This window comes from Bacillus sp. ISL-41, from assembly GCF_018613235.1.
In the GTDB taxonomy this organism is placed as follows: Bacteria; Bacillota; Bacilli; order Bacillales; family Cytobacillaceae; genus Mesobacillus.
The window spans coordinates 52,855-66,612 of the sequence record NZ_JAGGQP010000034.1; the positions used below are offsets into that span (position 1 = coordinate 52,855).

The following is a 13,758-nucleotide window of genomic DNA, read 5'->3' on the forward strand; positions in this document are numbered from 1 at the left end:
ACATGTCCCAATAGGCACTGGTGGAGCACGAAAAAGAATTTGTGTCTCAATACGGGTTATTAGAACATGAAACTTCGCCCAACTGCTAAAGCACCTCTCCCCCAATTAGTTCATAGGATTTTATTCGGTCCTCAAATGAATACGTAATGGTCAGGATCATGATTTCATCCGGGTTAAACTTCTTGTGTAATTCGATCAATCCATCTTTTACTTGCTTTGGATTCCCCATGATCATTCTTCGCTTCATGTTTTCGACAGTTTCATATTCTTCTGGCGAAAGCTTGTAATTCTTTGCGTCTTCAATAGAAGGTACACCGGATGTTCCTTCACCTTTTCCCTGCTGGATACTCCATATGAGTGAGCTTAATGCAATCTCTTCCGCCTGTTCAGTGGTTTCAGCGCAAATGGCCGAAACCGTCAAAATGGTTTGCGGAGATGTTGGGCTCCCTGGCAAGAAAGAGTCATAGTAAACTTGCAAAATGTCTCGAGGGTCTTTGTCGCTCATAAATAAACCAAACGCATAAGCCATACCGTACTCAGCCGCGAGCCTTGCGCTTTTTTCACTCGTACCTAGAAGCCACGGTTCCGGACGGACTTCTGGGAATGGTGCGGCTTTGATTTTAGCAAATTCACTGTCTTCCGGATGACTGTCATTAATAAAATGAAGAAAGTTCTTCAATGATTCAGGCAGTTTCCAAACATTTTGCAGGAAGTTATCTGTTAAAGCATTGGTTACTTCTGCAGACCCTCCTGGTGCCCGGCCGATTCCGATATCAACCCGGCCTGGGAACAATGTTGCAAGCAAATTATAAAGCTCAGCCACTTTATACGGTTTGTAGTGAGGTAGCAATACAGCACCAGAACCTATTCGAATCTTACTTGTCCTTGCCCCAATATAGGGCAGCATGACCTCGGGTGCAGGACATGCCAAACCAGGTATATTATGGTGCTCAGCGATCCAGTAACGCGTATACCCTAATTTTTCGGCAATCTGTGCAAGTAATACGGATTGCTCCAATGCATCTCTGGCAGTCTGCTTCGCCGATATCGGAGCCTGGTCAAGTATGCTTATCTTCATGGCTTACTCCTTTACTTCCAACAAGACTAATTTGAAGGTACCGACCTGTCCGCTTTTATATAGGTTCGTAACCGAAGTAGAGTATTCAACAATTTGTCCCCTAAAAGCTATGTCTTTAGCAGGAACCTGTACATCAAATTCGCCTTTATATAATAATGTGGTGACATCATGATAATCTTCGCTTGTAACGGGAAAATGCACTGCAATTCTCTTTAGTCCGCCAGTATTGTCTATTTCAAAATGACTGATTACGATTGTTCGTCCATCTAAAATAACTTTGTCAACCAAAATATCCACTCCCTATATTCTTGCTGAAATACATTTTATCACTCATGAACTACAAATAAAAAATGCCTGCCCTAAGTGGACAGGCTGCTCCGACTCGTTATATTTTTGCAAGAAATTCTCTCATCACCTTAACAAGTTTCTCAGGCTGTTCATACATGCTCATATGGCCCGCATTTTGAATAACTTTCTTTTCAATATTTTGTCTCGATACAGTAAATGTTTTTTCAGGAGGGATAATTTGGTCCTGTTCACCAGCAATCAGGAGCACAGGAAGTTCCGTTTCCTCTAACACTTGATTTCGATCTGGTCGATCCTTCATCGCCATCAATGCACTGACAAGCCCTTCCACTTTGGTCATCATGCCGATTTTGACTGTCTCTTCCATTTCCTTTGCATTCACTTCTGTGTTATCAGGAGAAAATAGCTTCCTGGAAAGTCCTTCGATAAATGGTCCAGCACCCTCTTCCTGGATTTTCTTTGCATTGTTTTCCCGGGCTTCCTTCGCTTCTTCAGAATCAGGATTAGCCGTGGAGTGTACCAAAGAAAAACCTTTTAAATACTGAGGATATAGCTCGGCAAATGCCAGGGTGATATATCCGCCTAGTGAATGACCGTAAAGTGTGACTCTTTCTAACCCTAACTTGTCCAAAAATTCTTTAATTGTACTGGCCATATCCTCAATGGAGTTTCTGTCCTTCCCCATTCCTGACTCTCCGTGTCCAGGAAGGTCGAGTGCGATGACTCTATACTCGTTGGCCAAATCGGGAATGATTTTATCCCAATAGTGCTTGCTGCCGGCAAATCCATGTATGAGGAGAATTGGATCACCTTTGCCTTCATCATAAAAGCTCATTTCCGTGCTTCCAGCTCTTACTTTCTTTGAGTCCATATCCTTCCGCCCTTTCATTGAGTTATAGTTATTATATTCCCTGATTCCCGTTTATTAATCTATTGCTGAAATCGATAGGCTGATATTTCCACAGCTATAAAGGTGTATTCTCTGTTACAATTTTGAGGTTGATAAAACACAGGAGGATACCCTTATGAAAAAACGTTTCCTGCCTCTGATGGTCATAATCCTCACCTTCGTGGGCGGTTTTATATCTGGAACACTCTATTCGAATACGAAAAAAAGCAAGACGATCGCTACCAGTACAAAGGCTTCCTATTCAGCCAAAATACCTGGGGTTAAAAAAGAACCACAATGGAAAAAGCAAGAAGCAAAGGTTTTAATCGGCTATGTCCAGGATTTCAGGAAGCCAGAAGAGATTGATTATAAAAATATGACTCATGTGATTTTTTCCTTCGCGCATCCAGACTCGGATGGCAGCCTGTTAATGAATGGAGATCATTCCGTCAAAAATTTAAGGGCGGTTGTTGCTAATGCACAAAAGCACGATACGAAGGTCATGCTGGCAATCGGCGGCTGGTACCACATTAATGGCGGGGAATCTTATGACTATTTCAAAGCAGCTATTTCCAGCTCTGAAACAAGAAAAAAACTAGTTCAAGAGCTTGTAAGTTTTACAGAAAAAGAAAAGCTTGATGGAGTCGATATTGACTTTGAGCATCCTCGCTCTTCAGAAGATGCCCGCTATCTCGCTTACTTCGCAAAGGAGCTAAGTGAGCAGCTGAAACCAAACGGTAAAGAACTGTCCATCGCTGTAAATGCCAAGGTGCACAGCGTGACAGGGACCGAAATTCACTCTGTCGTGTTTGAGCCATCCATGTTCAAGTACTTTGATCATGTCAATTTGATGGCTTATGATGGCCAATGGGATGGAGAATATAACGCTGCTAATTTATCTCCTTACTCTTATTCTGCTAATATAGTAGCCTATTGGGCAGCCCTTTTTGACCAGCATGGATTTTCAAGGGAGAAACTGGTCCTTGGTGTGCCGCTCTATGCACAGCCTGAGGATCCTTCAATCAAACAGGTCTCTTACGAAGCTCTTATCAATCATCACCCTGCTAATACCGGAAAGGACCAGGTCGAAATGAATGGGACGACCTACCATTATAATGGCCATTCCACATTGAAAAAGAAAACAAGTCTTGCCCTCTCCCAACAGCTGGGAGGCATGATGCTATGGGAAGCAGGACTGGACGCTAAAGGAAACCATAGTGCCACAGCCTTAATCGCAGGAGAATTAAAGAAGCAAGAAGATACACGTTACTATACGAGGAAATAAAATGAGGAAGCCGCAGTTGGCTTCCTTTTCTTTATGGTTCATAGTCCTGTAGGACACCGTTTAGTTACTGCATGAATAAGTTAGCAGTAAAGAACTATACGGTGGTGAACTGATGAATGAGATTACCAACTATTTTGTCCGGACCTATTATTAGAAGGGTCGACCCTTCATCTGTATATATCTGGATTGCTTTAAGCATACAGGTAGAAATCGACGCTCAAATTTTCCAGATCGAGTATAGTGCTGGCGAAAAGTATCAATATATTCCTTTACAGACACACACTGAGGCAAACACCTTCAAAGCAGGTGAAAATCTATATATTTATTTGCTTAGGATATCCCCTGATGATTTACATTTTCCTCCTTGCACTCTCCTCGGTTATGATTTGTTTTTTAAAAAAGGGCGAAAAGTACGTACTCTAGACAGTTATAATCTGCTGGATCCTGAAAATCCACGTTCAATTGTATACGGAAATCTTAAGTATCCTTCGTTTACAATAAACCATGAAAGCGAGCCTGATAACTTGCTGTATGGCTCTTGCCGAAAGCCGCATGGACAGGGCGATGATGCCTTTTTTGCAGCAGATGTGCTGGTTGAGAACAAACATCTTAATCTTACAGAAAGGCCCAATGCTTTATTTTTAATGGGAGATCAGATTTATGCTGATGATGTTGCTGATCCGCTCCTTCCCATCATAACGGAACTTGGAAAGGAATTGGTCGGTGACAGTGAAAGGGATAAATTGAACGAACTGATCCCAAAAAATTTAATTCCCAGACTACACCAGGTGAATGGAAGGCAATTCTTGATTGAACACCTTGCCAATTTTTCAACAAGGAAAGGTGATAACCATCTGATTGCTTTTGGTGAATATGCTGCTATGTATTTATTCAGCTGGAGCCCGGAAATTTGGGATTATATCCATGAGAATGAGCTCCTCCTTTCTTTTCAACAGTTAAAAAAAAGAGAGAAACTACACCTTAAATTGGAAAATGATAAGAAAAGAAAAAAAGAATTATCCAGGCTGGAAGCAAGGTATGAGGAACAAATGGATAATGTGAGGGATTTTGTTGTCTCACTGTCTGCGGCCAGACGCTTAATGGCAAACACGCCAACTTATATGATCTTTGATGATCACGACATGACAGATGATTGGAACATATCCCATAAGTGGACTTCTGCTGTAAGTGATTCCTCTTTAGGAAAGTATATTATCGGTAACGGACTTGCTGCCTACTGGCTATTCCAGGGTTGGGGCAATGAACCTGATAACTTTGACCGTGAATTTGCCAAGGAAGTTAAGAGCTATTTAACATCATCCAGCATTGATTCCGCTGCCAATAAGAATGGCTTGAATCATCTTTGGGACTTTCATTCCTGGCATTTCATTGCTCCAACAAATCCAAAAACTGTTTTTCTAGATACAAGGACCCAACGGGAGTTCGACCCAAGACCGGAGGCAGTTAAACTGGGCAGCTTGATCGAAGAAACAACACGCACGCCGCTATTGATCAGTGAGGCAGGCTGGGAAAATATAAGCCAAAAATTGCTTCAGAGCGGCTGGAGAAGCCAAACGCCCCTGAATATCGTATCTCCAACCCCTTTTTACGGGATGGGATTGGTTGAATCCTTTCTCCATAAATACGTATATCCATTCAAAGTTTTAGGCTTCCCTGTCCAGACAACCTTTGACTTTGATGGATGGAAGTACAATGGTAAAGGATTTCATGCATTTATTTCACAAGTGGCCAACTGGGATCCGGCGTATTCTATTTTGCTTTCCGGAGATGTCCACTTCTCATCATCCGTGAAATCGAATGTCCAGTTTCATTCCGGAGGAAAACAATCATTCTACCAATTTACAAGCAGCCCTATTCATAATGAGAGCTTTACCGGATTATGGGGAGTTTTAATGAAGTCAGTGCTCTGGTTTAACGCTAGCAAACGGAAAGACCAGTCTCTTTACCGCAGCTGTGGGGAAACTTACAACCTCACGCTTGAAAAAAGTGATGTGAATCCCAAAGAACAGCTTTTATGGGAAGAAAGTATTCAGTATTATTCATTCGAAGATGGCAGCATTGCCGAAACGAAAAACTCTATCGGATACCTGAAGGTTGAGAAAAACAGACTTGAAAATACCTTACTCAGGACTGTGGATTACGGTGAAAATGTGGAATAAACTTAAAAAAGGGTAATCCTTATAGAAAAAGTGATTTATTGTGTGTCTCAAATCCAAAATTCAGAAGCATAAAATCGTATTTTAACGCGAAATAACCCAGGGGGGTGCCTCTGGGTTATTTAAATATAAATTTATAAATACATGGATGATCGAATTAAGTGTTGATCTCTTCAAACTCTTTAATCTTCTCAAGCTTTTCTACGAGCACCACGCACTTTCGGTCTCCAATTTCATAGATATACATTTTATGCCCGTTTTCTTTAAGGAGCTTCTTGAATTGGATTTCGCCGGATAAGTCATATCCATTCGCCAAGTCAGTAATTTTCTTCAGTATTTGCTCCCTGGTGGGTTCGTTAGTAGAGGCTATTTTAATAGGTATTGGTATTCCCTTGATTTTAAAGGTAACAAGGATGACGCTATCCAATGGAATCAACTCCTTCCAAAAAACAATTCGACAAACTCGTTTGATTTCCTTCTATTTACAACTTTTTTACGTGAACATGCTTGCCTACTACTAATAATACCAAAAAAAGAGAAAGGATTAACCTTTCTCCTGCTCGCTATTCTTCTTCATTCAGCATTTCATCAAACGCGGAAGAAACTTTTTCGAATTCTTCATCCGAATCAATTGCAGCTAAGTCTCCATCTTCATCCACTTTTAAGAAAAAGATATCGATATCTTCGTCCGTTTCTGTTTGAAGATCCTCTACGAAGCTTACCGCTGCATAGTCAGTGCCCTCTATTGTCACAGTCCCAATAACCTCTACCTCTTGCTCCGCATCATTTTCATCACTTATTGTGAATACTTCACCAACTTCAAATTTTTCCATCGAAAGTACCTCCTGTCTTTTTTTTACACAGCATAGTATCTCAAAACTATGTAAACCACATACTGTTTAAGCCTAAGTTAAAAAGAAATTTTTAGCCAGTATAAAGCCTATTTACCCGATAAAAAAGATGCTATTTTATCTTTATTATCTTGAAAAACCTGCCGTCCCAGATTCTTGAGTTCCGCCATATTAGTAAAATCATCAAAAGGTACTTCTTCTGAAAGTTCTGTATTTAGCCGGAGATAATGATCGCTTAGCAAAAGCCGGCAGTGATAAGAAACTGATTCAGAGGATAAATCCATAGCCAGATCCAATAATTTTGGGGTAACCTTTAAAGTTGGAAAATGGAAAGGCAGCCATTGCCGGATGCCCCAGTACTTTTCCTCCCCTATGGAAAAATCGATATTCTGTTGGCCAGTTCCTATCGACAGGATATGGATGTCAGCCAAGTCAGTTTTAAAGTGGTGCAAAGCTTCCGTCACACAAACCAAAGATGGATTATTTGCCCAAAGTCCTCCATCGATTGATAAATATTGATTGTTTACATTGTTGGGTGGAAAGTAGATTGGCGCTGAACAAGACGATAGTACAGCATCCCACAACTTTATCGATAATTCATTTTCGGACGAGTAACCAAAATCCGTTCGATGGATATAAGGTTTCCCATGTGTTATATCAACAGCGGGTATCAACAAAGGCTTTTCGATATCGCCAAGAGTAATTTCCTTGAAGGCCTGTTTTAAAAGCCGGCGTAAATACCTGTCACTATAAACACTCTTGAAAAGACCGATTTTAGATTTTCTCACAAAAATCTTCTTGCCATAAGTCTCGTACCTGCCCATCACCTCTTCCATAGATGTGTTCAAAGCAGCTGAAGCAGCAATGATTGATCCTGTACTTGTACCTGAGATCACATCAAAGAGTTCACCCACAGGCTTTCCAAACTCTTCCTCTATCGCTTGCAGGATAGCAATCGGGAAAATGCCTCTTATACCGCCCCCATCGATGCATAACATTTTCATGAAATTCCCCCGATTCTTCCTTAATGCTCTCATTCTTCCCATTCCACCGGGACAATATAATCAAACAAATTAGTCAAAAAGAAGAGCTGCCCTTTAAAAGGCAGCTCTCCCTAACAGACAATATTAAGAAACTTTTTCCTTATCATGGTTGAAGGAATATTCTTCTTCCCAGTATTCAGCATTTTTGATGCCGAGTTTTTTGGAATTGAAGACTGGATCAAGTCCTTGTTTTTTCTGTTCCTCATAATCCTTCAAGGCAATCAATGCTGGTTTCGCGAGCAGGACAATGGCTATGAGGTTGAGCCATACCATCAATCCAAGGCCGGCATCACCAAGAGCCCATGCGAGTGAAGCTTCTTTCACTGCTCCGTAAAAAGTTGCTCCGAGGATGACAACTTTCAGGATAAACATTGGCACCTTGCCGTTTCTTCCTCTAAGAAGATAAGCAATATTTGTCTCAGCCATATAATAGTATGCCATGATTGTTGTGAAAGCGAAGAAGAAAAGTGCTACAGCGACGAATTCAGCACCGAAGCCAGGAAGAACCGCATCTACTGCAGCCTGTGTATATCCTGGACCTGCTTCCACGCCTTTTAGGTTTTCGACAATGAATGCCCCGTCAGCACCAACCGTGTTGAACATTCCAGTGAATAGGATCATGAATGCTGTAGCGGAACAAACGAATAAAGTGTCGATATAAACAGAGAATGCCTGGACCAGGCCTTGTTTAGCCGGGTGTGATACTTCAGCAGCAGCAGCTGCGTGAGGCCCTGTACCCTGACCTGCTTCATTGGAATAGATACCGCGTTTTACACCCCATGCAATCGCGCTGCCTAGAATACCTCCAAACATTGAGTCAGCACCGAATGCACTTTTGAAGATTAAAGCGAACACCGCAGGAACTTCTGAGATATTCATTCCAATGATGACGAGGGCGACAAGGATGTATCCGACAGCCATGAAAGGAACGGTATATTGCGCGACAGTTGCAATCCTTTTAACGCCTCCGAAAATGATTAATGCCAAAAGTGCGATCACGACAGCTCCTGTCACTGTCTTGCTAACGCCAAATGCGTTCTCAAGACCAAGTGCGATTGAGTTGGACTGAATTCCTGGCATCAGCAGTGACATTGCCAGCAAGGCAGCTATGGCAAAAGCAATGGCAAACCACTTGATACCAAGCCCTTTTTCGATGTAATACGCCGGACCGCCTCGATAAAGACCATCTTGTTTTACTTTGTAGATCTGGGCTAAAGTCGATTCTACGAACGCACTTCCTGCCCCGATAAATGCAATTGTCCACATCCAGAAAACCGCACCAGGACCACCCATCGCGATAGCAGTGGCAGTTCCTGCAATGTTACCAGTTCCTACACGGCCGGATAAAGCGATAGATAAGGCCTGAAAAGATGAAACACCCGCGTCGGAACTTCTTCCAGTGAACATAAGTTTAACCATGTCCTTCAATAATCTGACTTGCAAAAAACGTGTGAGGATCGAGAAGAGTAAACCGATTCCAAGAATGATATAAATAACCGGGTTGCTCCAAAGAATCCCATTGAGCCAAGATACAAAAGCTTCCAAATGAATCCCCCTTTACAAAATTAATTTCTTGCTATTTTGAATTATAAGATAATTTAGGTTAAAGGACAATCAAAATGTGATATTTAACAGGAAACATTTTCTTAAAACTGTGTTCAAACACGATATTGTGCGTTAGTTTACTGTTGTCCTGCAAACCAGGCTGTAATTGCCTTTTTGTTCAGACAGGTTTTGGCTATTTGCTGAAAAGCTGTCTTAAGTCGCCCTATGTTCAGCCAGGTTTTGGCTGATTCCCTCCAAACCTGTCTAATGTTTGCCTTATCCATTAATTAAACCAAAAAAGCGAGAGACGACTGTCCCCCGCTCATTCCATCAAGTTTTAATGCTCACTCTTCTCCCTCATAATCGGAAGTGTGCAGCATCTGAACGAACCACCAGATTTGATGATTTCTGTTATATCCACTTCAATAACTTCAAATCCTTTGCTTCGAAGCTGTTCATTAACGCCTTTATTTACAGGCAAGCTCAAAATTCTCTTGTTTCCGATACCCAGCACATTTGTTCCAAGCGTAAATTGTTCATCCTCACTCACATCAATCAAATCATATCTTGAACTGAACAGTTTAATATCCTCATCTGTCAATGCAGGTCGATAAATTAGTGCAACTTCCGGGGAAACGACATTGAAGACACAGTCAAGGTGCAAATACTCTGCTTTAAACGGAATAGCTTTAACTTCAAAGGTCGGAAGCAGTCCTTGCAGGTGATCTGCTGCTTGTTGGTTGGTCCGGTTGCTCAAGCCTACATATACTGTGTCTTGATCGATGACTACATCCCCGCCTTCGATCTGATCACCGATTAAATTATAGTAGGAGATTCCTTCATCTTCGAGCCACTGTTTCAGGACATCCTCCTCGCCCTTTCGCACATCGCTGGCCATATCCGCAACAAATACCGTTTGGCCGAGGGTAAACCCGATATCCCTTGTAAAGACTTGCTCCGGATATTTTTTGTGATATGGAAGCAGGATTACCTCGATGCCGTAATTTTTCAATGTATTCACAAATTCATTGTGCTGTTTCAAGGCAACTTCTATATGTATACCTTCATCCTTGAAGTGTTTCTGGGTTTCATTTATTACTTCGCGTATTGTCATATACTGTGGCTGACAAAGAATGACTTTCTTAAGTACGTCATATTCATTTATGACATACCCTCTATTTTCGGGTTGCATATTTTGTTCCATCCTCATTCCTCCTAATGAACAAATCATTATAGTTTTTCCGGATTTCACTTGAAACATTACTTCACTTTGAAAAATCCTGTCAGATATCCTGACGAAGCTGCTGACTTTTTAGCAGGAATTCTTTACGATTGAAAAAATGTTCCACAAATCGAGGAGATGAATATGAAAAGTCGGAATGGATTGGAATTGGCCCAATTGATCATCATGATTGATCTTTTTCGGGATCAATTGTACGAGGAACTTTTGAAAAGGCACGGAAACGACGCTTTTGAGCTGTTACGTACTGCTCAGAATGAAACTTATTAAGGAGGGATTCATTGTGTCCTTGCATTTGCGTACTGCCGTAGAAAAACTAAAGGACCATTATATCCAGCATCTGATCAAGTCAAAAATGACAAACGAAAGCGAAGAAGAATTAAGAAAGCTGACATTAACTGAACTGAAAAATTTAATAAATGGGTTTTAGCCAATTTACAAATCGATATCGCATGTGAGAAAATATAACATATACTATTAAAAGTGAAAAAGTGTGGTGAATGAATTGGCTGCAGACCCTTCCTCCTACAAAGAAAAGAAAGTGATTACAATTGGAATTGTCAGTGAGTTGACCGGTCTTTCAGAACGGCAAATACGCTATTATGAAGAAAGGAAATTAGTCTTTCCGGACCGAACCCCTGGCGGAAGCAGGAGATATTCATTCTTAGATGTCGAACAATTAGTTGAGATTGCAAACAAAATCGAAGATGGTGTCCAGACTTATGAGATTCGGCAGGAAATGATTAAGGAAAAGAAACGACATAAAGACGAGGCACATAAGAAAATGATACAAGGACAATTGAATGCTCGATTCGGAGTTCGAAAATACTAAACTGTAAAACCTTCCTATTTGGAGGGTTTTCTTTTTTGGTTAAATTTATGTGAGGTTTCCTGACATGTTTGTAGATTGTAAAAAAAATACATGCGACAATACAAACTACATTCACAATTTGAAAGGGGACGAAAAAATGGATACGGTATTTTTAATGAATAGCCTATGGGTTATGATTTCCGCGGTTTTGGTTATTTTGATGATTGGAGGTTTCATCCTTCTTGAAACAGGATCTACACGAATGAAGAACGCCGGCCACATTGCCGGAAAAACGATTTTGACATTCGGAATTTCATCAATCGTTTTCTGGGCTGTAGGATATGGACTTATTTTTGGCGAAGGTAACTCGATTCTGGGCTTCTCGGACTTTTTCTATTCTGGCTACGATGTAGAGGGCTTAGGACTTTCAGGTGCTGTATTCTTTCTGTTCCAGCTGGCATTCGCCGGGATATCCTTAACGATTGCCTTTGGCGGATTTGCTGAGAGAGCAAAATTGTCTGTATATCTTGTCTTTGCACTTCTATTCTCAGTTTTAGTTTATCCATTCATTGCTCATTGGATATGGGGCGGCGGCTGGCTGGCAGAACACGGAAAACAGGATTTCGCTGGTTCAACTGTAGTCCACCTGACTGGAGCAATGGCGGCACTGGCAGCGACCATCCTCCTGAAGCCGCGTATTGGTAAATTTAATAAAGACGGTTCAGCCAATAATATTGAAGGTCACAATCAGGTTTTCACAGCATTGAGCGTATTGTTATTATGGGTTGGGTGGTTCGGATTTAATGCAGGAAGCACCGTTTCTGTTGATGGAGCATTCTTTGGGTTTGTTGCTCTCAATACGAATCTTGCGGCAGCTGCTGGTACTGTGGCAGCCATGCTAATCTCCTGGATAGTTTTAGGTAAAGCGGATGTTCCCATGATGCTGAACGGAGCGCTCGCAGGTCTAGTGGCCATTACGGCATCCTGTGCTTTTGTTGATACTTGGGCGTCGGTTGTCATCGGGCTTATTGCTGGCATCCTTGTTTTCTACAGTATTCGCTTCTTTGAAAGCAGAAAGATAGATGATCCTATCTTTGCGCTATCAGTACACGGTACTGCTGGTGTTTGGGGAACTCTATCAACAGGATTTTTTGCGACACCTGAGCTAGCCACAGTTGGGAATCCAGGATTGTTTTATGGTGGGGGTTTTGAACAGCTAGGAGTACAGGCGTTGGGAGTTGTTGCCTCAGGTGCTTTCGCTTTCATAGTATCTTTTATCATCTTATCGATTATGAAAATAACAATGAAGGGCTTGCGGGTAACAGAAGAGGAAGAAATCATCGGCCTGGATATTAGTGAACACGGAAGCTATGGGTATCCGGAATTGGTCAATAAGGAAGCAGCAGCTAAGGTAACAATGGATGTCACCTCAACATCCAATGTCCCTTTGAGTTCACAGCAACCATCTGTCAATTAGATTATTGAAGTTTCATGTATTGAGCGGCGGCCCCTATTGTGGGCCAGCCGTCTCTTGATGAATGGAGAAAGGAGGACGTCCGAATTATGAACTTCGATGACTATTCAAATATAAATGCAATAAGAGTTAAAGGGCTGTCTGACTCAACTTTTAGCAATGAACAATTAAACCATTTCCATGACTTGATCTATGATCAAGTCATGTCTGCTGCAATAAGCAAACTGTTAAAAGAATACGGGAACCCCCCTTCACCTTTCTGTTTCTTCGTCATGGGCAGTGCTGGACGGATGGAGCAATCTATTTGGAGTGATCAGGACCACGGACTTGTTTTCAAAACAAACAGTAATGGTGCACAGGAGTACTTTTTAAAGTTAGGTAAAGAGATTTCCGAAGGATTAGAGCTGGCTGGCTATAAAAAATGTTCCGGCTCTGTTATGGCCTGCAATCCATTGTGGTGTAAATCGCTGAAGGATTGGGAGAATCAACTTGGACTTTGGGTTGGTGAATCTACATGGGAGTCAATCCGATATTTGCTTATATTTGCCGATGCCAGGACTATCTACGGCGATCATAGTCTATTAAATATCCTGAAAGAAAAAGCCTTTGACGAAGTTAAAAGAGAGCAATTATTGTTAAGAATGCTTCATAACACAATGTTTCTTAAAAGAGGGGTTGGAGTACTTGGTCAGCTGCTTGTAGAAACTCATGGCCCCTTTACTGGATCTATTAATCTAAAGGAGACAGCTTTTTTCCCCTTTGTAAATGCAGCAAGGCTGTTGTCATTTTACGAAGGGATAAAAGAAACTTCGACTCTCTCCCGTATCAGCCTTATATCTGACGTCGTGATGCTGCACCAAGATAAATCTTTGTACAGCAATAACTTCTCTGCATTGCTTGACTATCGCCTGAAACATGGAAGTCACAGGGATTATGATTCCGGACACTACGTTAATATCAATAAACTTACTAAAGATGAAAAGAAAGCATTAAAAGAGATTATTAAAGTGGGTGAACAATTTTATGAACATGTCAGAAAGCTGCTTTAAAGGATGTAAG

The 13,758-nt window shown here is 41.4% G+C and carries 15 protein-coding genes; 7 read left to right on the forward strand and 8 right to left on the reverse strand.

The features are described 5' to 3' along the window. Positions 1 to 85: 85 nt before the first annotated feature. From J7I80_RS17925 to J7I80_RS17935, 3 genes are all read right to left on the reverse strand, one after another. A complete protein-coding gene (locus J7I80_RS17925; RefSeq protein WP_214740044.1) occupies positions 86 to 1,078 on the reverse strand; it encodes an LLM class flavin-dependent oxidoreductase in 993 nt (330 codons plus the stop codon). A gap of 3 nt (positions 1,079 to 1,081) precedes the next feature. Then, on the reverse strand, positions 1,082 to 1,366 hold the full coding sequence (locus J7I80_RS17930; RefSeq protein ID WP_214740046.1) for a DUF3219 family protein: 285 nt from the start codon (positions 1,364 to 1,366) through the stop codon (positions 1,082 to 1,084). 97 nt (positions 1,367 to 1,463) lie between these two features. Then, a complete protein-coding gene (locus J7I80_RS17935) occupies positions 1,464 to 2,255 on the reverse strand; it encodes an alpha/beta fold hydrolase (protein WP_214740048.1) in 792 nt (263 codons plus the stop codon). 154 nt (positions 2,256 to 2,409) lie between these two features. Between J7I80_RS17935 and J7I80_RS17940 the strand changes: the two genes are divergently transcribed. Both J7I80_RS17940 and J7I80_RS17945 read left to right on the forward strand, forming a co-directional pair. Beyond that, entirely contained in the window at positions 2,410 to 3,558 is a 1,149-nt protein-coding gene (locus J7I80_RS17940) for a glycoside hydrolase family 18 protein (RefSeq protein ID WP_214740050.1), read from the forward strand. Between the two features lie 116 nt (positions 3,559 to 3,674). Then, positions 3,675 to 5,738 carry a metallophosphoesterase family protein gene (locus tag J7I80_RS17945; protein ID WP_214740052.1) on the forward strand — a complete coding sequence of 688 codons (2,064 nt, stop codon included), beginning with the start codon at positions 3,675 to 3,677 and terminating at the stop codon, positions 5,736 to 5,738. A gap of 154 nt (positions 5,739 to 5,892) precedes the next feature. Here J7I80_RS17945 and J7I80_RS17950 read toward each other — a convergent pair whose 3' ends face one another. The 5 genes from J7I80_RS17950 to J7I80_RS17970 all read right to left on the reverse strand — a co-directional run bounded on the left by J7I80_RS17950 (position 5,893) and on the right by J7I80_RS17970 (position 10,378). Further along, a complete protein-coding gene (locus J7I80_RS17950; RefSeq protein ID WP_214740068.1) occupies positions 5,893 to 6,162 on the reverse strand; it encodes a hypothetical protein in 270 nt (89 codons plus the stop codon). Positions 6,163 to 6,298: 136 nt separating this feature from the next. Beyond that, positions 6,299 to 6,568, reverse strand: a complete 270-nt coding sequence (locus J7I80_RS17955) for a DUF1292 domain-containing protein (RefSeq protein WP_214740070.1) — start codon at positions 6,566 to 6,568, stop codon at positions 6,299 to 6,301. A 107-nt stretch (positions 6,569 to 6,675) separates the two neighbouring features. After that, positions 6,676 to 7,590, reverse strand: coding sequence for a CBASS cGAMP-activated phospholipase (locus J7I80_RS17960; protein WP_214740072.1), 915 nt, complete (start codon positions 7,588 to 7,590; stop codon positions 6,676 to 6,678). 123 nt (positions 7,591 to 7,713) lie between these two features. Further along, positions 7,714 to 9,174, reverse strand: coding sequence for an alanine/glycine:cation symporter family protein (locus J7I80_RS17965; RefSeq protein ID WP_214740074.1), 1,461 nt, complete (start codon positions 9,172 to 9,174; stop codon positions 7,714 to 7,716). A gap of 337 nt (positions 9,175 to 9,511) precedes the next feature. Next, complete coding sequence (locus J7I80_RS17970) at positions 9,512 to 10,378, reverse strand: dimethylarginine dimethylaminohydrolase family protein (RefSeq protein WP_251027842.1); 867 nt, start codon at positions 10,376 to 10,378, stop codon at positions 9,512 to 9,514. Positions 10,379 to 10,540: 162 nt separating this feature from the next. Between J7I80_RS17970 and J7I80_RS17975 the strand changes: the two genes are divergently transcribed. The 5 genes from J7I80_RS17975 (at position 10,541) to J7I80_RS17995 (ending at position 13,748) form a co-directional block, all read left to right on the forward strand. Beyond that, positions 10,541 to 10,684 carry a hypothetical protein gene (locus J7I80_RS17975; protein ID WP_214740286.1) on the forward strand — a complete coding sequence of 48 codons (144 nt, stop codon included), beginning with the start codon at positions 10,541 to 10,543 and terminating at the stop codon, positions 10,682 to 10,684. A gap of 13 nt (positions 10,685 to 10,697) precedes the next feature. Further along, positions 10,698 to 10,844: a Fur-regulated basic protein FbpA gene (fbpA, locus tag J7I80_RS17980; RefSeq protein WP_192472054.1), complete on the forward strand. Its 147-nt coding sequence runs from the start codon at positions 10,698 to 10,700 to the stop codon at positions 10,842 to 10,844. 75 nt (positions 10,845 to 10,919) lie between these two features. Next, positions 10,920 to 11,246, forward strand: a complete 327-nt coding sequence (locus tag J7I80_RS17985; RefSeq protein ID WP_214740274.1) for a MerR family DNA-binding transcriptional regulator — start codon at positions 10,920 to 10,922, stop codon at positions 11,244 to 11,246. Positions 11,247 to 11,382: 136 nt separating this feature from the next. After that, positions 11,383 to 12,702 (forward strand): ammonium transporter, encoded by a 1,320-nt coding sequence (locus J7I80_RS17990; RefSeq protein ID WP_214740076.1) that lies wholly within the window; start codon positions 11,383 to 11,385, stop codon positions 12,700 to 12,702. An 86-nt stretch (positions 12,703 to 12,788) separates the two neighbouring features. Continuing rightward, complete coding sequence (locus tag J7I80_RS17995; protein ID WP_214740078.1) at positions 12,789 to 13,748, forward strand: DUF294 nucleotidyltransferase-like domain-containing protein; 960 nt, start codon at positions 12,789 to 12,791, stop codon at positions 13,746 to 13,748. Positions 13,749 to 13,758: the final 10 nt, after the last annotated feature.

Excerpts from the sequence above, each read along its gene's own strand:
- J7I80_RS17935 (WP_214740048.1), bottom strand. The coding sequence starts at position 2,255 with ATGGACTCAAAGAAAGTAAGAGCTGGAAGCACGGAAATGAGCTTTTAT.
- J7I80_RS17995 (WP_214740078.1), top strand. The coding sequence starts at position 12,789 with ATGAACTTCGATGACTATTCAAATATAAATGCAATAAGAGTTAAAGGG.
- J7I80_RS17940 (WP_214740050.1), top strand. The coding sequence starts at position 2,410 with ATGAAAAAACGTTTCCTGCCTCTGATGGTCATAATCCTCACCTTCGTG.
- J7I80_RS17955 (WP_214740070.1), bottom strand. The coding sequence starts at position 6,568 with ATGGAAAAATTTGAAGTTGGTGAAGTATTCACAATAAGTGATGAAAAT.
- J7I80_RS17925 (WP_214740044.1), bottom strand. The coding sequence starts at position 1,078 with ATGAAGATAAGCATACTTGACCAGGCTCCGATATCGGCGAAGCAGACT.
- J7I80_RS17975 (WP_214740286.1), top strand. The coding sequence starts at position 10,541 with ATGAAAAGTCGGAATGGATTGGAATTGGCCCAATTGATCATCATGATT.
- J7I80_RS17990 (WP_214740076.1), top strand. The coding sequence starts at position 11,383 with ATGGATACGGTATTTTTAATGAATAGCCTATGGGTTATGATTTCCGCG.
- J7I80_RS17945 (WP_214740052.1), top strand. The coding sequence starts at position 3,675 with ATGAGATTACCAACTATTTTGTCCGGACCTATTATTAGAAGGGTCGAC.
- J7I80_RS17960 (WP_214740072.1), bottom strand. The coding sequence starts at position 7,590 with ATGAAAATGTTATGCATCGATGGGGGCGGTATAAGAGGCATTTTCCCG.
- J7I80_RS17970 (WP_251027842.1), bottom strand. The coding sequence starts at position 10,378 with ATGGAACAAAATATGCAACCCGAAAATAGAGGGTATGTCATAAATGAA.